Source organism: Acetobacterium sp., assembly GCF_030652775.1.
Classification (GTDB): domain Bacteria; phylum Bacillota; class Clostridia; order Eubacteriales; family Eubacteriaceae; genus Acetobacterium.
This window is the reverse complement of record NZ_JAUSPS010000011.1, coordinates 62,999-81,949: the sequence shown is the minus strand read 5'-3', so window position 1 is coordinate 81,949 and position 18,951 is coordinate 62,999. Positions and strand designations below refer to the sequence as shown.

Here is an 18,951-nt window from a genome sequence, read left to right as displayed (position 1 = left end):
TTGATCATCCTGGTGGATAAACAACTGACAGGGTGATTGTTTTTTGTCAAAACTCAAACCATCCTATATTTTTACATAGCCTGTGGTGGCGAAAAAATGTATAATAAATATGAATGAATTACAAGTCGAATAAAAATAATGATCGGAAAGAAAATTGCGCAAACAGATAAATTGATTGATTGGAGATAAAGAATGTCTAGAATTAGCGAATTAATCCATCCGGATTTTGCCAAACTGTCGCAGGAACAACGGCGGTTTGTCCTGATGCCCTTTATGCATTCGGAGTCGGCAGGCATTCATATAGCGGCCTTGTCACTTTTTGCAGAGCTCGGTGATCCGGCGACATTAGAATACGAAATCATGCACAAGAAGATCATTGATCAATTTGGACATTATCCCCACCGCAATGCGATGTTGAAACGTGTGTCCACCCCGGATGAAATCGAATTTCTGAAACAACCAGGCAGCAGCTTTTAAAGTGAAACACAAAATACTTAACTACACAAAATCGGAAAAAGGGAGGAATCGCAATGGAAAAAAACAAGAAAAGTGTTCTGGTGGCCTTATGTGTCACTACTTTTGTCAGTGTTTTTGCTTTGGCAGGATGTGGTGTTAACAGCGGGGAAAAAGAAGTCGGCAATTCAAGTGGCGAAAAACAGATGGAAAATACAGTCACCCAGGAAAGTCAGTCACTCGGCTTGACCGGGGTTGCTAACGCCCGGCAGTTGGGGGGCTATATAACAACTGACGGGAAAAAAATAAAAGATGGTGTGTTACTGCGAACAGGGCAATTATCAGCTGCTACCAGCGACGATATTACCGCCTTAACTGATAAATTTCAGCTGACCGAAGTTATTGATTTACGGACAACAGCTGAAATTGAAGCTGCTCTGGATCCTGCCATTGAGGGTGTCACCGAGGAGCGCATTCCGATTATTGATGAAAGCGGTTCCGCTTATGCCGTAATGACGGCCGGGTATACGGGTGATCCCATCGATCATGCGATCGCTCAGGTTGAAAATGGCACAATCAGCGATACGATGTATTCAGATCTTGTTATGGATACGTATGGTCAAAATGCATATCACGAATTCTTTCAAAAATTACTCGCCCATAAAGACGGTGCGTTTCTGTTTCATTGTGCCGGAGGCAAGGATCGTACCGGAGTAGCCGCTGTTTTACTGCTTTCAGCGCTGGGGGTCGATCGAAATACGATTATGGAAGATTTTATCTTGACCAATGATTTTAATGCGAAAAATATCGCTTATGTGGTCAGTGCCGCTGAGAAAAAAACTTCGGATGTTAAAATCCTTGAAGGCGTCAAAGCGGCGGTAGGTGCGGATCCAAACTATATGGAAAAAATGTTCGAAGCCATCGATGAAAAATATGGTTCAATGGATGTCTTCTTAAAAGAGGAGATTGGACTGACGGATAAAGATATAGCAAAGTTGAAAGACCGGTATCTTGAATAATCAGGACTAGATTATTTTCATAATCCCCATTACTCCATGGTAAACAAGATAACAGGCCATCAGCGTGAAATAAACATTGCTGATTTTTGTGCCGTTTTTGGACATAAACCCATTTACTGGACCCAGTATTTTTTGCGATTCTTTTGGCATTGCGTAGCTGATTATAACCGGGAAGGCAATCATTGACATCGTGATCAAAATTGTTGCCAATAGAATGAAAACACCATCCCAGGGCGCTAGTTTATTCATAGAGATGATTTTAACAGCTGCGATAAAAGGGATCAGAGTTGATATGTTGATGAACATATAAAGAAATCCCATAATTGGATAAGGTTTTTTTTTCTTTTTGGCTGCATCGGTTTTCGGTTTTTTCTTAAAAAAGACGGACTTGACCACAATGCCCAGAATCAGAACACCCAGCAAAATATCGATGATACTGGATGTAACATTCGGGTGATTAGTTGAATTTACCACCGGCTTGGCTGTGAAAAAAATAAACATGCCCAGAATAACCAGAAATAGGGTTCCGCCCAGAACAAAGCCCAGGGCACTCTTTTTTGAATTGTCTTTGCCGCTTAAAATCATCATCACAAATAAAAGACCAGTTGGACTGATTGCTGCTCCAATGGCTAGGGGTAAGATCTCCAGAAATGTTCGCTCCATGATCGTCTCCTTGTTTCAAAATTTGATCGGTGTTTTGTTTATACCCTGTAGTGAGTGCATCTAAACCACTAGCAGGGTGGTTGCGTATTATTTTTATAGAGATGTTAACAAAAGAACGTACAAATGCCCCCTAGTCGTCGTGGCAAGCTTTGGAGTTAGACACAGCTTAGGCAGACTTCATACTGAAATCGATACGACGGATTATATGAAGCCCTGGAAATTTCGGAATGAAGAGGGAAAATTTCAATTTGTGATGACACCGATTTACGATGTAGAATATGATTTTTTAGAGACGTTTCGTTTGTCATATTCCAAGCCGGAACAGTTAGAATTGACATTCAAAACGGCTCATTATTATTGCTTGTTTTTTACCAAATCATTTAGTTCCTCAGCTTTTTTTTTAGCATCGATTTTTGCATACACATAGAAAGCAAGGATGTGTAATACTAATGAAAGAACCAGCATACCAGGAATCCACGGGGCTATAAAATAAAACATTTCTGAGGAAAACAGCCAAACGGAGGTTAAGCCGCCGACAATATTCAAAATGGAAGTAATCAGAATATTGGTGATTGGTTTTAAAGTCAGGTAGTTCCACAAACCGCTGTAGATGACACCAAATAAAAGTGCGAAAATCGCAGAAATTCCAATTAAGTTCCAAAGATAATTCAAAGCGATGGTTTGACCGTTGAAAAAAATGGTCAGTAGCAGTGTGATCCAGACCGAGGTAACGGCGAATACCTGAAAGAACGATTGTTTCAAATTTTTTATCATGATAGAGCCCTCCTAAAATTTTTAATGTAATGCCTGCTGATAAAGTATGTTGAACCGTCACTTAAGCTTAGTTCAATTCTGGCATTTGTTGTGGGTGCAAATTGTTTAACTTCTTTGATATTGATGATCGTTTGATTGTTGATCCGGATGAAGCCATTGTTTATGAAATCGGCCTCCGCATATTTTAGCCTTTTGGGGTATAAATACAGCTCTCCGGTCGTTAGTCGTAAATTACACATGCGTTCCTCAGATTCGACAATCAGGATCGCCCGAATCGGAACTTGGATATTCCGGTTATTCATTGTATTAACTGCGGTGATGGTTTTTTCTTTCATTTGGATAGCCATCTCAATCTGTTGTTTTATCGCCTGTTCCTTTGGATGCGTAAAAATAAGCGCCGTTTCGGCGGCAATGTTGGTATCGGTTTTAAATATCAGTTTCATTCGTTTCCCTCCTACACGTTATATACTAAAGCATTTATTTATCAAAAACTAGTTTTTTTCGTTTTGATGCAATATCGGTTCAGTATCTTACAAAAGGCGCTAATTTTGTCCCGTACTTAACTTAATCGGATTGCTTTGGCAAAATAAAACAGGTGATATGAGAATGCTCATATCACCTGTCACTTGAAAACTTACAGCTTAAATAAATCCGTACTGAGATATTTCTCGCCACGATCAGGGAAGATCACCACAATCAGACCAGAATCAATTTTCTTGGCCACCTCAGTAGCGGCGTACATGGCAGCGCCACTGCTCATGCCCACAAAAATCCCTTCTTTTTTGACAATTTGACGGGCAAAATCAAAGGCGATTTCCGATTCGACCATGATATGTTCATCAATAGCTTCGGGTTGATACAGGGCCGGAACAATGGCTTCGTCCATGTTTTTAAGCCCCTGGATGTAATGACCAAGTACCGGCTGGGCTTCCACAATTTTCACTTCTGGATTGTGATGGCGAAGTCCCATGCCAACACCCATGATGGTGCCGGAGGTGCCTAAAGAAGAAACAACGTGAGTGATTTTTCCTTGGGTTTGCTCCCAGATTTCCTCGGCAGTAGTGGAATAGTGGGCGAGCTTATTATATTTATTGCTGAATTGATCAGGATTAAAATATCGCTCCGGATATTCGGCAATTAATTCCCGTACCTTGCGAATCGCACCATCGGTTCCTTCAGTTGGAGAGGTCAGCGTAACGGTCGCCCCAAAGGCTTGAATCATTTTACGGCGTTCGATGGAGACGGCTTCGCTCATGACGATTTCCAGTTGATAGCCCTTTACGGCAGCGATCATGGCCAAACCAATCCCGGTATTGCCGCTGGTCGGTTCGATAATGATCTTGTCTTTGGTTAAAACACCTTCAGCCTCAGCCTGTTCCACCATTTTAAGGGCAATCCGATCCTTAATGCTTCCGGTTGGATTAACGCCTTCGAACTTCGCCAGGATTTCCACATTGGGGTTAGGATTTAAATGATTGATCCGAACCATCGGGGTATGGCCGATGGTTTCTAAAATATTATTATGGATGAATGTCTTCAATTGAGTAATCCTTTCTGTAAACAATATTAATGAATACCTTTATTATAGTACAAAAATAAAGTGAAAAACAATCATTTATAAAAAATGGTTAAAAAACAGATGGTGGTTGGCGCAATTTAAGGTACTAAACTCGATGCTGATACAGAAGGGGATAGAATGAAAATTGAAGAATTTAGGACATTAATTGAAGGAGGCGGTAGTTAGACCATTTTGGGTGAGTACCACGTCAGCATGCCGTAATATAGCAATATCGCTACAATTCAACTAAATAAGAGGAGAAAATAACGATGTTTATGGAATCGAGAATAAAACTGAAAAAATATATGATTTGCGCAATTATCATGCTGACATTTAGCATGATTTTTGCCGGCTGTGCGCCGCAGAGTCAAACCAGTACTAATGAACCGACAGATGAAATGAAAAATGTGTCAGCAGAGGATTCGCTGAAGTTGCTTGAAGAAGGAAACGCAAGATTTGTAAGTGCTGAAACCACCACGAAGGACATCAGTGAAGCAAAACGTGAGGACTTGTCCGTAGCGGGACAGTTTCCGTTTGCAGTTATTGTAAGTTGTTCTGATTCGCGGGTACCTCCGATGCTGATATTTGATCAGGGATTAGGAGATTTGTTTGAAATCCGTGTTGCCGGAAATGTTATCGATCCAGTATCACTAGGAAGTATCGAATATGCTGTGGAACACCTTGGAAGCCCGCTGGTTGTCGTAATGGGTCATGAAAAATGTGGCGCTGTAAAAGCAACGCAAGAAGGTGGAGAAGCACCAGGCAGTATTGGCTCGATTGTTGAAAAAATCAAACCTGCTGTTGAAAAAGTGAAGGCTTCAGGCGTTGCTGAAGATCAGGTCTATGAAAAAGCGATTGATGAAAATATAAAAAACGCCATCGCAGAAATAGAAAAAAGTCCAATTGTTGAAGAGCTTGTAGCAAGTGGCAAATTAAAGGTTGTCGGAGCCAAATACGATCTTGATACCGGAAAAGTTGAATTTTTATCAGAGTAAAATATTTATGTAACTAACGGTGGCTGATTATCTGACAAAAATGTTAGTCTGTGATTTTCCAGGGCAGGCGACCATCGTTGCAACGGTCTCTTATCAGACTGGCAGGACACGATCTATGCTGGTTTAGCTTGATGGGTTCGGGGGAGCAAATTAGTCAAAAAAAAACCCTAGTTATTAAAATTTAAGGGCTATTACGAAAAGTGTAATAGCCCTTAATGGTAAGAAAATTCGAAAAATGATTATAATGGCAGGATTGTCTTACCGTATTCCTGATTAAGAATCTGGCCTACAGCACTGTAAAATGCTGAAAGTCCACAGAAGATTCCAACATATCCAGCAGCAGTATGGATAGATTCTATGCCTGTAAAGTTTGCTGCGGCAAGCAATAGAAATAAAACAGTTAGCGAACCAAAGACAACTTGAGTGGCACGATTATGTTTTAGTGTTCCAATGAACATAAATCCGCTGAATAAACACCATAGTCCTAAATAAAAGCCCATGCTGATTGGGTCGGCTGCCTCGATTCCCGGAAATGGTTTAATCCAGATGATGATCAGTGACCACCAGAAGAATCCGTAAGCAGTAAAAGCAGTTGCCCCAAACGTATTATTTTTCTTGAATTCCATGATCCCGGCAATGATTTGAGCGGCACCACCAAGAGCAAATCCCATTGAAATAATAACGATTGAAAGCGGAATGAAACCAGCATTGTGCAAATTCAGTAGGATGGTTGTCATCCCAAAACCTAATAGACCCAGGGGTGCCGGATTGGCAATATTTGAATGATTTGACATGATAATTACCTCCTTTCTTTTGATTTGAATATAAGACATTCGCTAAAGAATAACATAATTCGGGAGTAAACTCAATAATTATTTAAGAAATTACTTTTCCAGTACGATGACAGGGGGAAGTAGTAATGCATAACTGGGAAATTAGTTCAATTGAAATCTTTTTTAAAATTTCTGTTTTTTTTCATTTTAAATCATGGTAAATTGCTTATAGACCGGTCTGAATAGTTGATTGAAAGGAAGCAAAAAAATGAAAATGAAAATTGAAATGATCCTGGAATCTGAGATTGCATATATCCGGAGAATGGGATCCTATGGTGTGGGGAATATTCAGACCATGGAAAAATTAAAAACTTGGGCTACAACCAGAGGTTTATTAAATGACGAATCAATTATTTTGGGATTGACCTGGGATAATCCCGCCACGACAAAACCGGAAGACTGTCGCTATGATGTTGGTCTGATTGTCAGGGCGGATCAGCAGATCAGTGACAGTGTTGTCCAAATTGGTCAGGTCAGCCCTGGGGAATACGCAGTTTTTGAAATCGAGCATACGGCGGAAGCTATGCAGCAGGCCTGGTCTGAGCTGTTTTTAGAACTCAGTAAACACGGTTATCAGGTGGATGATTCCCGGCCGATTACGGAAAGATATGCAGCCGTAATGGTTAAAAACCACCAGTGTGAAATCTGCGTGCCAATCGGCTGAATGCGGGCAGTTTCAGAGGTAATAGTTAAGAGCGCCTAAAGGGGCGGTGGGGTTGTGTCTTTGACACAATCAGCCGCCCCTTTTTAGCTCCCAGGATTAGTATGTCGAATTGGTGGTTAATCCATTAACGATGCTGTGGCCTTAGTTTTGTCCCTCAGTAAAGGGATTTTCAGAAAAAACCTCAGCATAGGTGGGATTGAGAGGATTGGAACCGGATGGTTTAAAGGCAATCCATGTTTCTAGGGTATCCATGCGGATCACCATCGATTGAATGCTGGGGATATGATCGGAACGGAAGACTGCCCCGGAGGGAACCGGCTTGCCATCGGTGCCGCTGTATCCGACGATCGCCTTCATTTTAGCGACATCAATTTTTCCGGTGGTTAGAGCATTGGTGATATTGTTGCGATAACTTTCCCAGCGCAGATCATCAATGGGATCATCTTCAGGTGTTGCATAATTTCCAGCCAGACGAAAATCGTTGACGGTGGCGAGGGTGTCCTTAATGCCCCAGGTGATGCCGGGCTGCAGGGCAGAATCCCAGCTACGTAGTCCCCGTCCGGGACTACCGATATTGTTTTCAAGAACCTGAGCCTTATTTTCATCAGCCATTAAGACCAGATGATTCATGGTGTAGCTCTCGGTTGAAAGACTGGCAGCGGCTTCTTCCAGCGTTTTAGAATTTTCCAGGGCATAGCGATAATCAAAGAAATAGGATTTTTTATCGCTGGTGTCCGGGTAGGGAGCCATGGTTTCAGCATCCAGAGAAGCCACGAAAACTTTATCGTCGCTATAGCCGGAAATAGGAACCAATGAACCGAGGATATTGAACATCACCAGGGACTGATCGCCATCCTTAATGTAAAGGACGGTGTGCATGGCGGAGGCATCATCATGCTGGAGTAGATCCCAATCCAGATTTCGGCCAACAATGGTATATCCGGTGGTTGAGGCATCGCCAAAGGCAGCGGCTCCAGAGCATTGGGTGGGTCGCATAACATCACCGAATAGCTGGTAAACCAGCAGTTCATTTTGCGAAATCCTGCCATCTCCCAAAACATCCTGGTCATAACTAAAGACGGTCTGCATACCGGCGATTTCGTCCTGGTACTCGGCTTGTAAATTGCTCTGAATGTCGGTGGCTCGGGCAGTACATAACTCAAAGTTTAAATCATAGCCAATCTTTTCTTTGGCGGCGGCCAGCAAATCAAACTGGTCTTTTAACATCGAATCCACATGCTGCTCATAATCGGGGAATACCGCAACAATGGCGTTAGCGTATTCCACACCCATTTGGGTGTGGGTCATTTGGGTTAAATCGATTTCGCCATAAAAGTAGCCACCATCTTTTCTTTCTAGCGTAACAAAAGCCGACTTGGAATCCGGGGTTGTTTTTTGCGGTTGACATCCCAGGGTAAAAAAAACCACAGTGATGCACAATAAACATAACGTGACTAATTGCGCTTTCTTTCTCATCCATTCATTCTCCCTGCGTTTATTTTTAACTATTGTAATATATTTATCCATTTTAGCGATAAATAATCAGTGTAAGATTTATAAAATAATGCGATAAAAGCAGTCGAAAAAAACTGAGAATTTTAGTATGGAAGTCAATTATTTTTTCTGTCACTGGCATAGTCAGTATTTTATGGGTATAATGATTTAATAAGCAAGAATGCAAGACAAATTTAATTCAGGAGGAAAAGTATGAAGAGAATGAAAAGACTATTGTCCCTTTTTCTGGTTGTTAGTTTGTTACTGTTGTCGACCCCGGTCGTCTGGGCCGAGAACCCGGTTCATGAGCCCATCACCGCAGAATTGATCTTATTAGTTGAGCATAACCCTGAGCTGGAAACCCTGTTGGTCAAATCCATTGAGCAGGCCAAAACGGTTAATCCTGACAAAAACTCCAATCCGGTGCAGTCGCTGGATGAGTTTTATGATTTTATTGACTGGGCGGACAAAGCTATGCCCTGGACCATCCTGCCCAATGTGGGAAGCGAGTATCCGGGTCTCTACGATCAGATCGATCAGAGCCTGGATTATTTTTACTATATCACCGATCAGCCATTAGAAGAGCTGAAAGATATGGGATATTACAATAATTCACTGCAATACCATGAGCCGTACCGCTCCTGGATGATCAAATTCACCAAGGAATGGGGGGAATACCTGAGTACTCCTGCATCCTGGAATGACAGCTATTATCAGACGGCCTATAATAATCCCGATTTTGGGTTGCAGAACGGTTGGTACGAAGACCCCTCCAACTGGCATAGTTTTAATGATTTCTTCAGCCGTTATCTGGTTTCACCATCAGCACGACCGATTGCCTCGCCCGAGGATGAGGCGGTGGTGGTGGCTCCCGCTGATTCAGTGCCTCAGGGAGTGTGGCAGATCGACGGCGATTCCCGGGTAGTCGGGGATGGGGTGAAAATAAAATCCCTGACCTTTGATTCGATTCCATCGCTGCTGGGCGCCGGTAGTGCTTATAGTGACGCCTTTGCCGGCGGCGTTTTAACCCACACCTTTCTGAACGTTCAGGATTACCATCGCTTTCACTTTCCGGTGAGCGGCACGATTCTGGAGGTTCGCAGTATTTACCAGGACGATGCCGTGGGCGGGATTACCTATTGGGATGCGGAAGCCAACCGCTACATGCTCAATGCCGAAGACTATGGCTGGCAGGCGGTTGAAACCCGGGGCTGTGTGATTATGGAAACGGCAGACTATGGTCTGGTTGCTCTGCTGCCGGTTGGGATGTCCCAGGTTTCATCGGTTCTTTTTGAAGATAACATCAAACCCGGAGCGGTCGTAAAAAAGGGCGATATGCTCGGCTATTTCCTCTTTGGCGGTTCGGATTATGTCATGATCTTCCAGAACGGCGCTGGTTTTGAAATGACCGCTACAAAAAACACCGACAGTGAAGGCTATGCTCATCTGCTGATGGGCGAATCCTATGGCGTCATGACCGGTACCCCAACAGCATACGCCGATTCACAGTCAGATGCAATCAAGGAGAGTGCCATTGCAGTGATCTTGATGGTAGTGCTGGTTGGCGGCGTTGCAGTAGCAACTAGAAGACAAAAAACTATTTAAAAATCGTTGCCTGCCGATTAACAACTTTCTCTGACTTGATACAAGAGCATTAGAATCGATGTTTCAGCCAATAACTTGTGCTAGTAGAAAAACCTCAGGTACGCTACGGATGACAAAGAAGACCGGTCAAACGTAGCGTGCCCTATTTTTTTGGTAATGACCCCAATCACCGGATAGTGTAGGTGATTGGGGAGAACCGAAAAATAATTGCGAAGCTGGTTTGATTAATAAAGCTAATTTCATTAAAAATTTAAATGCTCTAAAATTGATCACTTATCTGAGGGTAATGCAAAAATTTCCAGCAGTTATTTTCGTAAATATTTTCACGCATGATATAATGGTAAAGTTTCACGGGGTGAACGCATTAAAAAACAATCTTTAAGTCGTTTTATTTTCGCTATTGTGAGAAAATTGAACATTTTATCGATGATATATAAAATAACATCTCAAAATAATCCCCGTCGTCCCTATTTTAGGACTGCAGAAACATCGAATTTATCAAAAGAAGGAGAAAATTAATTTTAATGAATTCTTTTTTGTATCAAACTCCAGAGGAACTCATATTGGCCATTGAAAAAAATGATCGCCAATCTTATGTTGTTTTTACCAGTGTTGCGATGGTCAAGGAATTAGCCGGTAAATTTGATGAGCGTGTCATCCTCTGTTCAACCTCAGGTGAATTTACCCCCAAAGGCTTCCGTGATCCTGCGATCACCGGTTTTTCTTACGATCCTGGAAACGTCGAAGTGGTTGAACTCTTATATCCGCCAGCAAAAGGTCTGAAGACATTGAAAAAAGCCTATGAAAAAGTAAAACACAACAAAAATGCTTTTACTTTTTTATTGTGCGATGGGTTGTCAGCCATGGAAGAAAGCATTATTACGACGTTTTTTTTCACCGATCCGCAATTCAAGATAATCGGCGGCAGTGCTGGAGACAATTTGAATTTTAAAGAAACCAGCATTTACATCGGCTCAAAAAAAGTACATAGTGTGGCCTTATTTTTTAATGCCAAAACCCGGACACAACTGATCAAGGAAAACTTATACGGTCCCTGCGGAAAAAAAATGCTAGTCACCGAAGCTGATCCCATCAAGCGCATTGTTAAAACCTTTAACCATCAACCAGCATCGGTTGAATACGCCAGAATGCTTGGCGTCAATGTGTCTGAATTAGAAAAATATTTTATGTCAAACCCATTAGGTAAAAGTGCTGATGATGATATCTACATTGCCTCTCCGATGAAGATCAATTCAGACCGATCAATCACATTTTACGCCCAGATTATTCCGAATACCTTTGTCGATGTCCTCGAATTAAAAAACCATCCTGAAGTCATCAACGACACGATAAGTCAAGTGGAATTCAGGCCCAGCTTTGTCCTGTCCATCAATTGCATTCTTCGTAGTTTGTATTTTATTGAAAATAAATCCTGGCGCAATGTTGATGCCGAGTTATTATCCATCTGCAAAAATCAAACCGGATTTGTCAGTTATGGAGAGCAATATTTCAAGAACCATTTTAATCAGACCATGGTTCTTTTACTGGTAGAATAGGAGGCCTGCTATGACAAATAAAACAAATGATTTAGACGAAATTTTAACCGATCCGGGCTCTGGAAAAAATAACAGGAACCGCTCCACCGAGTTTTTTAACGAAATCTTTGAGTTGTCCAGTGATATGAATAAACAGATGCATAACCTACTCAAAGAAGAAGGTATTATTACCTTTAATTTGAACGAGCTATTTAATGGAAGCGGCTATACGACGCAACAAATTGAACAAATCGAAAACCATCTGGAATCGCTTTCTGGCAATACCCAACATACTCAGGAACAGGTACAGGGCGTTTATAAAAGTCTGGAAAACGCCTCTCAGGAAATCCAGGCGGCCAAAATAGGCATCGGCAGTCTGGCTGCGGAAATGAATCGGGTCAATACTGTTTTCGAAGAGTTTTCCGAGATGATTATTGAAACCCAAAAACAGTACTTCAGTATCCGAAATTATTCGACCATTATTTCAAAGCTTGCTGTTCAGACAAATCTTCTTTCCCTCAATGCATCCATCGAAGCGGCACATGCCGGGGAAGCTGGCAATGGCTTTTCGGTCATCGCCGATGAAGTAAAAAAGTTGGCGGACTATTCAAAGAAAAACGCAACCGAGATTCTGGACGCATTAAACAATATGAATGTGATTGTGGAAAAGTTAAATGCCAAAGCCGCTGATGGGAAAAAAGTCGTCAGCGAAGTTTCCCAGAAAACTGAGGAATCGATCCAGTTGCTTGAAAACATCGTTGCCGCGGAGGGGCAGGTTGAGGAACATATTAATCTGGTTCAAGGCTCCCAAACTACAAATGTTCATAATATGGAAATGATCGCCACAAACTTAACTAATGTAGTATTGCGGTCAAAAACCGAAAACCAGGAGTTCGAACAGCTGATCGCAGCCGTTCAAGTCAAATCCGATTATTATATGAGAATTTTAAATCATTTAAATCAAATCAAGCTGTTTAGTGAATTGCCGGAGTCGCAGATCTTTTAGCTGTTAATACCCTTGTTTTAACGATTTGATTAAGGTACAATAAACTCAGATCTATTCATATTAATATAGAAGGAGTTCTTACCTTGATTGATAAAACCATTAGTAAAGATACAAAAAAAACAATTCTCTATACCGTGGGGTTATTTCTGATCCTCAGCCTGGTGTTTTTTGTGATTACCCTGGTGATCCAGGTTAATGTCGATGCGGCGCAGAAAAACGAAATCATGACCCAGGAAGAACAGCTGGTAAGAGTCGAAAAAACCATCATCTCCAATAAGGTCAATCGGCTGGCAACGGATCTCTTGTATGTCACCGATGCGTTGAAATTAGGAGATAGTGGCCGGGGCGACTATTCTGCGGCTGAGGAGCACTGGCTGGCTTTTTCAAACCGGAAAATGATCTATGATCAGATCCGTTTTATTGATGTCGACGGCAATGAAGTGATCCGGGTCAATTATGCCGATACCGGCGCCACCCTCACCGACACTGACGAGCTTCAGAACAAGGCGGATCGCTATTATTTTACTGAGGCGATTGAACTTAAAGATAACCAGGTCTATATTTCCAAGTTGGATTTAAATGTTGAAAATGATCAGATTGAGCAGCCGATCAAACCGATGATCCGCTTGGCCACGCCCTATTATGGCGCTAGAGGTCAGTTAGCGGGAATCGTGGTGCTAAATTATGCGGCGAATGATATGCTGAGTCAGGTGGGAAATATTGCCTCCACCAGTCAGGGCAATATTTTTATGCTCAATGCCGATGGCTATTGGCTTTATAACAGCGGCGACACGGGTAAAGCCTGGTCATTTATGTATGCTAACCGGCTGGATGACAGCTTTAAAACAGATTATCCTGATATCTGGCAGACCATTCAAATTGAGAAAAGCGGCTCCCAGATTTCCGATATGGGGGTTTTCAATTATACGAATATCCTGACCGCCGATGAACTGGAACTGGACAGTGACTATTCTCTGGCTCTGGGGCTAGGGGACTGGACCATTGTTTCCTATATTCCAGCGGATACCGAAGATGGCCAGTTGCTGACGGGCAACCTGTTTGATACCGCCCTGCTGGTTCTTAAAAATAATCTATTCGCTTATTTTCTGATTTTTTCACTGGCCTTATTTTTAGGTGCCTTGCTGACCATCAATAAGGTAAAAAATGATGAACTAAGATATTTTTCTGAATATGATGCCATGACCGGGATCTTTAACCGCCGAACCGGTTTTGAAAAACTGAAACAATTATACAAAAATATTGAGAAAAACGAAAACAAAGTCTCAGTCTGTTTTATTGACATCAATGGTCTCAAGGACGTTAATGATTATCTGGGGCATGATGTCGGGGATGAACTGATTTTAACGATCACCAACGGAATCAAGAATAGGATCCGGGAAAATGATTTTGTCGCCAGATTAGGCGGCGACGAGTTTCTGATCATCTTTGAAGGTCTGGATGAAAGCGATGCCGAAGCGGCTTGGCAACGCATCGTGGCAGAATTTGAGCAGATTAATGACACGGAAAACCGACGCTATTTGGTTAGTGTCAGCCATGGGATTGAAACCTTCAGCGGTGACACTAACGAATATATCGATATGATTATCAACCAGGCTGATGAAAAAATGTATCGGGAGAAAAAAATCATTAAAAAGAATTTAAAAATTATTCGCGATTTTAAACCCGGCGACGAAACCGGGTCGTTACAACAGGATTAAATCTCTATTCACCGCAACATTTGTATGGACAAAGTGAGGTTTTTGTGGCACGAAAGCAATAGCATAGGCAAATAAGCCCAAAGGATAATCAGGCTTTGATCGCCCAGCGTAATTTGGCTGACCGAGCCCGGCCATTGGCATGGCATTCTGCGGCTGAGGGCCTAAGCGGGCCGGGAGCCACCTCACGGTAAACCCCTTCCCGAAAAAAGCGCTGAAAAGATTTTTTAACCAGCCGGTCTTCCCCGGAATGAAAGGACAGGATCGCAACCCGGCCACCAGGAGCAAGTACAGCAGGCAGTTTTTCCAGAAAATCATATAAGACTTCGTATTCGTCATTGACATCGATTCGTAAGGCCTGAAAGCATCGCTGACAGGTTTTTTTCATGGACTCCTTACTGTTGCTGCCGGGAATATATTTCAGGGCTTCTTTAATAATCTCCTGGAGCTGAGTAGTGGTTGCCAGTTCGATGCCCTTGTTTCGCTGGCTGATAATGGCCTTGGCGATAGCAGCGGCATTGGGCTCGTCGGCATTTTCAATGAACATTCCCGTCAACTCATCAGGAGAAATGGTTTTTAACCGCTCAGCAGCAGAAATGCCATTTTCCGGATTCAGTCGTAGATCCAATGGTCCTTCAAACTTAAAGGAAAAACCCCGTTCGGGATTGTCAATTTGCATCGAAGACACTCCCAAGTCAGCCAGAACAAAATCCAAGGGGCCGGAGTCCAAAGCAACTTCATCAATTTGGGAAAAGTTCAAGTGGCGGATGGTCAGAATTTCCGAGCCATAACCGTTGTCTGCCAGCCGCTTTTGGGTTCGTGGCAGTTCGATGGCATCGACATCGGTGGCGTACAGGTGACCCTGGCCATCCAGACACTGCAGCATCGCTTGCGTATGGCCACCAAACCCCAGGGTGGCATCCAAACCGGTTTGTCCGGGTTTAATCGCCAAAAAATCGAGGATCTCATTGACACAAATAGAGCGGTGCATTCCTGCTGGGGTACTGCCTTTTTGCATTACTTTTTCGACTGTGTCGGCATATTTTTCGGGCTGTAACTCCTTATATTTATCCTTGTAGGTTTTGGGGTGGGTGCCTTTATAGCGGGGGCGTCGCTGGTGTTTTTGTTCCTGATTATCCATTGAGTCCCCCCCGCAATTTAGACCTTGTGGAAGTGATATAAATAATTGATGGTGAAACTGATTGGATATTTGATTCTATATATAATAATGCTGTGCTCATCTTTTCATCCGCCTTTTTATCGATTTGTACTATTCTATCAATCTTATGATACCAAATACTATTTGTAAAAGCAAATCAGAAACAACAGATTTGCGATGGATTATTATCTGCAACAAATACTTTGAGATTCTGACTGGATATGGTAAAGTAGATTATCTCGAATTTATGATTTTATGGATCGATCCTGTCGGTTTGGAGCTTTAAAATATGACAGCGGGATGATTGCAGAGTGCGATTGTAAAAGGATTTACCAACACAACGACAAAAATAAAGGAGTAACTGCGATTGAATAATGAAAATACAAAAAAGACGGCGCCATCTATTGATGGTTGGTTGAGAGAAGCCAAAAATGATCCCGAGGCCTTACAGGAAGGCATGTATCTGGTTCATAACGGCACTGTCCGCCAAACTCCCAAAGCCAAGGTACGACAGGGGCTGGATGATGGTTCGCTGGTCACCGGCATGGAATTTTTTTATGATGCCGAAAAGGTGGCAGCGGCGATTGAAGCTACAAAAAAAATGGACGGGATCTTCCATGCTCGGGTCTGGCTTAACGAAGGTCAGCTGGAGCTGGGCGGTGATATTATGTTTGTCCTCATTGGCGGTGATATTCGCCCCCATGTGATTGATGCCCTGCAGTTTCTGGTGGAAACCATCAAAACCACCTGCGTCACCGAGATTGAGCAGAAGACAGGTGTCTGAAACTGCGAACTAGGTTTTAGTACCTTTGATCGAATAACGCTATGCATGTTTTGTCGCAAAATTAATATTTTGTGACAAAACATGTCACAAAACAAAAGCCAGCTTTTCAGCTGGCTTTGTTTTTTTAACGCATTTAATTAACTTCATTTAAATAACATAATTAAATTGAAGCGGCCTTAGCCTGTTCAAATTCATCCTGGATTTCTTGAGAGGGTTCTTTGGTCATCAGAGAAACCGCCACGATAAAGGCACAGGAGACTAAGAAGGCGGGCAGCAGTTCGTAAATCCCGAAAACGCCGCCTAATGGTTTGATGAAAAGCCGCCAGATAAAGACCATCCCGCCACCGGCAAGCATTCCGGCAATGGCACCTTCGCGGTTAGTTCGTTTCCAGAACAGCGAGAAGAGCATCAGCGGTCCAAAGGTGGCACCAAAACCGGCCCAGGCAAAGGAGACGATATTAAAGATCACACTGGTTTCATCCAGAGCCAGGAGAATACCGATGACTGAAACGGCAATCAGGGTGATATGAGAAACCCGCATGATTTCTTTATCGGTGGCATCTTTTTTGAGAATGCCCTCATAAATATTTTTAGAAAAAGCCGATGCCGCAATCAACAGGTAGGAGTCCGATGAACTCATGGTTGCTGCCAATATTCCGGCCATAACAAATCCGGCGATCAATGGTGGCAGCAGATTGGTGGACATGACGATAAAAATGCTTTCCGCTCCGCTTGGTGTCAGCAGTTCGGTGGGGAATAAAACCCGACCGATCAGACCGATAATAACGGCGGCAAACAGTGAAACTACACACCAGGTGGTGGCAATCCGTCGCGCTTTTGGTATCTCAGAGGCATCTCGGATGGCAATAAACCGCAGTAATACCTGGGGAACACCGAAATAGCCAAGACCCCAGGACATCGTGGAGATGATGGTTAGGAAGGTGTAAGGGAGGGCTGGGCCAAAGACCGGATTACCGGCCAATACCTGTTGCGTTCCGTCGACCACGGTGGGGTTGGCAATGCCGAAGAAATCAAAGAAACCAGGAATATTCTGGATATTGACCATGATCGCATTAAATCCGCCGGCTGCGTTAACACCCATAACAAGCACTAACGCCAGCGCAATGATCATGATGATTCCCTGCATAAAGTCGGAAACACTTTCAGCCAGGAAGCCGCCTAATAAGGTATATAAAATAACAAAACATGCACCTGCGATCATAACAACCTGGTATTGAATGCCAAAGAGTGAATTAAACAGTTTACCCACAGTAACAAAACAGCTGGCGGCGTAGACCGTAAAGAAAACCAGAATAAAAACCGAAGCAATCAGCATGATGACTTTCTTGTTTTCTTTGAAGCGATTACTGAAATATTCTGGAATCGTGATGGCATCACCGGCAATGGAAGAATAATTACGCAAACGTTTGGCGGTAATCTTCCAGTTCAGGTAGGTTCCCAAGGCCAAACCCAAAGCGGTCCAGAAGGCGTCGCTCCAGCCGCACCAGTAGGCCACACCAGGTAATCCCATCAAAAGCCAACCGCTCATGTCGGATGCTTCTGCACTCATTGCCGCTACCCAGGGTCCCAGGGAACGGCCGCCGATAAAATAATTGTCACTGTTTGCGTTGGCGATCTTTAAAAAATAGACGCCGATACCGAGTATCGCCGCGATGTAAATGATCATGGCGATCAGTATTTGAATGTTATCAGTACTCATTCTTTTCCTCCTAAATTAAATTCAATGTATTATAGCACAGAATGAATTTATATACAAAGAAATGGATGAAAAAATACACTGCATAGTGAATCCGAAGCACTCCGGGCGATTTTATCGAAAGATTAGGATTTTTGAGAAAATATGGATAATGCGGTAATATAATAAAAAAGTACGGATGTATGAAGCTGGTGAGCTTTCAATCGAATAATCCAGAAAACTGCGACGCCATCTAAACTACTTCAAAAGTGCGACTCTGGATGACAGCGAGGAATAATAAATCAGGCAGGAAATTAACAAGCCTGCCGGTTATCAAAAAAATAAGATTGACTGTTTAGTCATTGTGATTTATAATAATGATAACGAATCAAAGGCATTAAGATATAAAGAGATGAGGATCAGGAGGCAATGATTGGATAAGCGAGACAGAATATTACAAGCAGCCTTAAAACTTTTTAATCAATACGGATTTGATAATACCCCGACCGCTCGGATTACCAAAGAAGCCGGAGTAGCCACCGGGACATTGTTCAACTATTTTAGAAACAAAGAAGAACTGATCAATGTGCTTTATTTGAACTGCAAAGAATCCCTGACTCGGCGCTTATCCTATGGGCTGGAGCAGGAGACCACCTTTAGAAGCAAGCTGAAGCGAATTTATATTAATTATATCGGCTGGAGTCTAGATCATACTGATGAGTTTCTTTTTTTTCAGCAGTTCTGCAATGCATCCTGCATCGGCGAAACCACCCGGAAAGAAGGATTAAGCAAGTTCAATAACATTATGGAGATAATTGCTGAAGGGATTGAGCAGGAGATTATTAAAAAGGTCAATCTGGATTATATGAGCAATCTGCTGATGGGTATCCTCAATGCGAATACCTATTATTTTATTGACAATCCCAGTCTGGCGGCAGATGAGATTTTTTTGGAAACATCATTTAATTTTCTATGGGACAGCATAAAAAATTAATTTT

19 protein-coding genes are annotated in these 18,951 nt (G+C 42.6%); 11 read left to right on the top strand and 8 right to left on the bottom strand.

Annotated elements, in window-relative coordinates; translation table 11 throughout:
- Window positions 1-192: 192 nt before the first annotated feature.
- On the top strand, window positions 193-477 hold the full coding sequence (locus Q7J41_RS02165; protein WP_304884781.1) for a DUF924 family protein: 285 nt from the start codon (window positions 193-195) through the stop codon (window positions 475-477).
- A 53-nt stretch (window positions 478-530) separates the two neighbouring features.
- A complete protein-coding gene (locus Q7J41_RS02160) occupies window positions 531-1,472 on the top strand; it encodes a tyrosine-protein phosphatase (protein WP_304884779.1) in 942 nt (313 codons plus the stop codon).
- Between the two features lie 6 nt (window positions 1,473-1,478).
- Here the strand turns inward: Q7J41_RS02160 and Q7J41_RS02155 are convergent, their stop codons facing one another.
- Window positions 1,479-2,135: a GAP family protein gene (locus Q7J41_RS02155; RefSeq protein ID WP_304884776.1), complete on the bottom strand. Its 657-nt coding sequence runs from the start codon at window positions 2,133-2,135 to the stop codon at window positions 1,479-1,481.
- A 76-nt stretch (window positions 2,136-2,211) separates the two neighbouring features.
- Here Q7J41_RS02155 and Q7J41_RS17745 point away from each other — a divergent pair, with 76 nt between their 5' ends.
- Window positions 2,212-2,562, top strand: a complete 351-nt coding sequence (locus Q7J41_RS17745; protein ID WP_370650971.1) for a DUF2804 family protein — start codon at window positions 2,212-2,214, stop codon at window positions 2,560-2,562.
- Here Q7J41_RS17745 and Q7J41_RS02150 read toward each other — a convergent pair.
- The 3 genes from Q7J41_RS02150 to Q7J41_RS02140 form a co-directional block, all read right to left on the bottom strand.
- On the bottom strand, window positions 2,490-2,909 hold the full coding sequence (locus Q7J41_RS02150; protein ID WP_304884774.1) for a hypothetical protein: 420 nt from the start codon (window positions 2,907-2,909) through the stop codon (window positions 2,490-2,492). The genes Q7J41_RS17745 and Q7J41_RS02150 overlap by 73 nt on opposite strands.
- Entirely contained in the window at window positions 2,906-3,352 is a 447-nt protein-coding gene (locus tag Q7J41_RS02145) for a LytTR family DNA-binding domain-containing protein (RefSeq protein WP_304884772.1), read from the bottom strand. Before Q7J41_RS02145 ends, Q7J41_RS02150 begins: the two co-directional genes overlap by 4 nt.
- 191 nt (window positions 3,353-3,543) lie before the next feature.
- Window positions 3,544-4,437 carry a PLP-dependent cysteine synthase family protein gene (locus tag Q7J41_RS02140; protein WP_304884802.1) on the bottom strand — a complete coding sequence of 298 codons (894 nt, stop codon included), beginning with the start codon at window positions 4,435-4,437 and terminating at the stop codon, window positions 3,544-3,546.
- Between the two features lie 299 nt (window positions 4,438-4,736).
- Between Q7J41_RS02140 and Q7J41_RS02135 the strand changes: the two genes are divergently transcribed.
- Window positions 4,737-5,462, top strand: a complete 726-nt coding sequence (locus tag Q7J41_RS02135; protein WP_304884771.1) for a carbonic anhydrase — start codon at window positions 4,737-4,739, stop codon at window positions 5,460-5,462.
- A gap of 239 nt (window positions 5,463-5,701) precedes the next feature.
- Here the strand turns inward: Q7J41_RS02135 and Q7J41_RS02130 are convergent, their stop codons facing one another.
- Window positions 5,702-6,256 (bottom strand): acetate uptake transporter, encoded by a 555-nt coding sequence (locus Q7J41_RS02130; RefSeq protein WP_304884770.1) that lies wholly within the window; start codon window positions 6,254-6,256, stop codon window positions 5,702-5,704.
- A gap of 247 nt (window positions 6,257-6,503) precedes the next feature.
- Here Q7J41_RS02130 and Q7J41_RS02125 point away from each other — a divergent pair, with 247 nt between their 5' ends.
- Complete coding sequence (locus tag Q7J41_RS02125; RefSeq protein WP_304884768.1) at window positions 6,504-6,959, top strand: GyrI-like domain-containing protein; 456 nt, start codon at window positions 6,504-6,506, stop codon at window positions 6,957-6,959.
- 141 nt (window positions 6,960-7,100) lie between these two features.
- On the opposite strand, the gene Q7J41_RS02120 is transcribed toward Q7J41_RS02125, so the two are convergent.
- Window positions 7,101-8,435: a C45 family autoproteolytic acyltransferase/hydolase gene (locus Q7J41_RS02120; protein WP_304884766.1), complete on the bottom strand. Its 1,335-nt coding sequence runs from the start codon at window positions 8,433-8,435 to the stop codon at window positions 7,101-7,103.
- A 231-nt stretch (window positions 8,436-8,666) separates the two neighbouring features.
- Here Q7J41_RS02120 and Q7J41_RS02115 point away from each other — a divergent pair, with 231 nt between their 5' ends.
- The 4 genes from Q7J41_RS02115 (at window position 8,667) to Q7J41_RS02100 (ending at window position 14,317) form a co-directional block, all read left to right on the top strand.
- The gene (locus Q7J41_RS02115) at window positions 8,667-10,058 is read left to right on the top strand and encodes a phosphatidylserine decarboxylase (protein ID WP_304884765.1); all 1,392 of its coding nucleotides are present in this window, start codon (window positions 8,667-8,669) and stop codon (window positions 10,056-10,058) included.
- A gap of 524 nt (window positions 10,059-10,582) precedes the next feature.
- A complete protein-coding gene (locus Q7J41_RS02110; RefSeq protein ID WP_304884763.1) occupies window positions 10,583-11,614 on the top strand; it encodes an FIST signal transduction protein in 1,032 nt (343 codons plus the stop codon).
- Between the two features lie 10 nt (window positions 11,615-11,624).
- A complete protein-coding gene (locus Q7J41_RS02105; protein WP_304884762.1) occupies window positions 11,625-12,599 on the top strand; it encodes a methyl-accepting chemotaxis protein in 975 nt (324 codons plus the stop codon).
- Window positions 12,600-12,682: 83 nt separating this feature from the next.
- Window positions 12,683-14,317 (top strand): diguanylate cyclase domain-containing protein, encoded by a 1,635-nt coding sequence (locus Q7J41_RS02100; RefSeq protein WP_304884760.1) that lies wholly within the window; start codon window positions 12,683-12,685, stop codon window positions 14,315-14,317.
- An 88-nt stretch (window positions 14,318-14,405) separates the two neighbouring features.
- Here the strand turns inward: Q7J41_RS02100 and rsmH are convergent, their stop codons facing one another.
- The gene (gene rsmH, locus Q7J41_RS02095; RefSeq protein WP_304884758.1) at window positions 14,406-15,455 is read right to left on the bottom strand and encodes a 16S rRNA (cytosine(1402)-N(4))-methyltransferase RsmH; all 1,050 of its coding nucleotides are present in this window, start codon (window positions 15,453-15,455) and stop codon (window positions 14,406-14,408) included.
- 385 nt (window positions 15,456-15,840) lie between these two features.
- Here rsmH and Q7J41_RS02090 point away from each other — a divergent pair, with 385 nt between their 5' ends.
- The gene (locus Q7J41_RS02090; RefSeq protein ID WP_304884756.1) at window positions 15,841-16,257 is read left to right on the top strand and encodes a molybdenum cofactor biosynthesis protein MoaE; all 417 of its coding nucleotides are present in this window, start codon (window positions 15,841-15,843) and stop codon (window positions 16,255-16,257) included.
- Window positions 16,258-16,417: 160 nt separating this feature from the next.
- Here the strand turns inward: Q7J41_RS02090 and putP are convergent, their stop codons facing one another.
- A complete protein-coding gene (gene putP / locus Q7J41_RS02085) occupies window positions 16,418-17,977 on the bottom strand; it encodes a sodium/proline symporter PutP (protein WP_304884754.1) in 1,560 nt (519 codons plus the stop codon).
- A gap of 409 nt (window positions 17,978-18,386) precedes the next feature.
- On the opposite strand from putP, the gene Q7J41_RS02080 reads away from it, so the two are divergent.
- A complete protein-coding gene (locus tag Q7J41_RS02080; RefSeq protein ID WP_304884752.1) occupies window positions 18,387-18,947 on the top strand; it encodes a TetR/AcrR family transcriptional regulator in 561 nt (186 codons plus the stop codon).
- Window positions 18,948-18,951: the final 4 nt, after the last annotated feature.

Bases quoted from the DNA above. Each gene is read 5' to 3' on its own strand.
- Q7J41_RS02165 (WP_304884781.1), top strand. From the start codon at position 193: ATGTCTAGAATTAGCGAATTAATCCATCCGGATTTTGCCAAACTGTCG.
- Q7J41_RS02160 (WP_304884779.1), top strand. From the start codon at position 531: ATGGAAAAAAACAAGAAAAGTGTTCTGGTGGCCTTATGTGTCACTACT.
- Q7J41_RS02155 (WP_304884776.1), bottom strand. From the start codon at position 2,135: ATGGAGCGAACATTTCTGGAGATCTTACCCCTAGCCATTGGAGCAGCA.
- Q7J41_RS02150 (WP_304884774.1), bottom strand. From the start codon at position 2,909: ATGATAAAAAATTTGAAACAATCGTTCTTTCAGGTATTCGCCGTTACC.
- Q7J41_RS02145 (WP_304884772.1), bottom strand. From the start codon at position 3,352: ATGAAACTGATATTTAAAACCGATACCAACATTGCCGCCGAAACGGCG.
- Q7J41_RS02135 (WP_304884771.1), top strand. From the start codon at position 4,737: ATGTTTATGGAATCGAGAATAAAACTGAAAAAATATATGATTTGCGCA.
- Q7J41_RS02130 (WP_304884770.1), bottom strand. From the start codon at position 6,256: ATGTCAAATCATTCAAATATTGCCAATCCGGCACCCCTGGGTCTATTA.
- Q7J41_RS02125 (WP_304884768.1), top strand. From the start codon at position 6,504: ATGAAAATGAAAATTGAAATGATCCTGGAATCTGAGATTGCATATATC.
- Q7J41_RS02120 (WP_304884766.1), bottom strand. From the start codon at position 8,435: ATGAGAAAGAAAGCGCAATTAGTCACGTTATGTTTATTGTGCATCACT.
- Q7J41_RS02115 (WP_304884765.1), top strand. From the start codon at position 8,667: ATGAAGAGAATGAAAAGACTATTGTCCCTTTTTCTGGTTGTTAGTTTG.
- Q7J41_RS02110 (WP_304884763.1), top strand. From the start codon at position 10,583: ATGAATTCTTTTTTGTATCAAACTCCAGAGGAACTCATATTGGCCATT.
- Q7J41_RS02105 (WP_304884762.1), top strand. From the start codon at position 11,625: ATGACAAATAAAACAAATGATTTAGACGAAATTTTAACCGATCCGGGC.
- rsmH (WP_304884758.1), bottom strand. From the start codon at position 15,455: ATGGATAATCAGGAACAAAAACACCAGCGACGCCCCCGCTATAAAGGC.
- putP (WP_304884754.1), bottom strand. From the start codon at position 17,977: ATGAGTACTGATAACATTCAAATACTGATCGCCATGATCATTTACATC.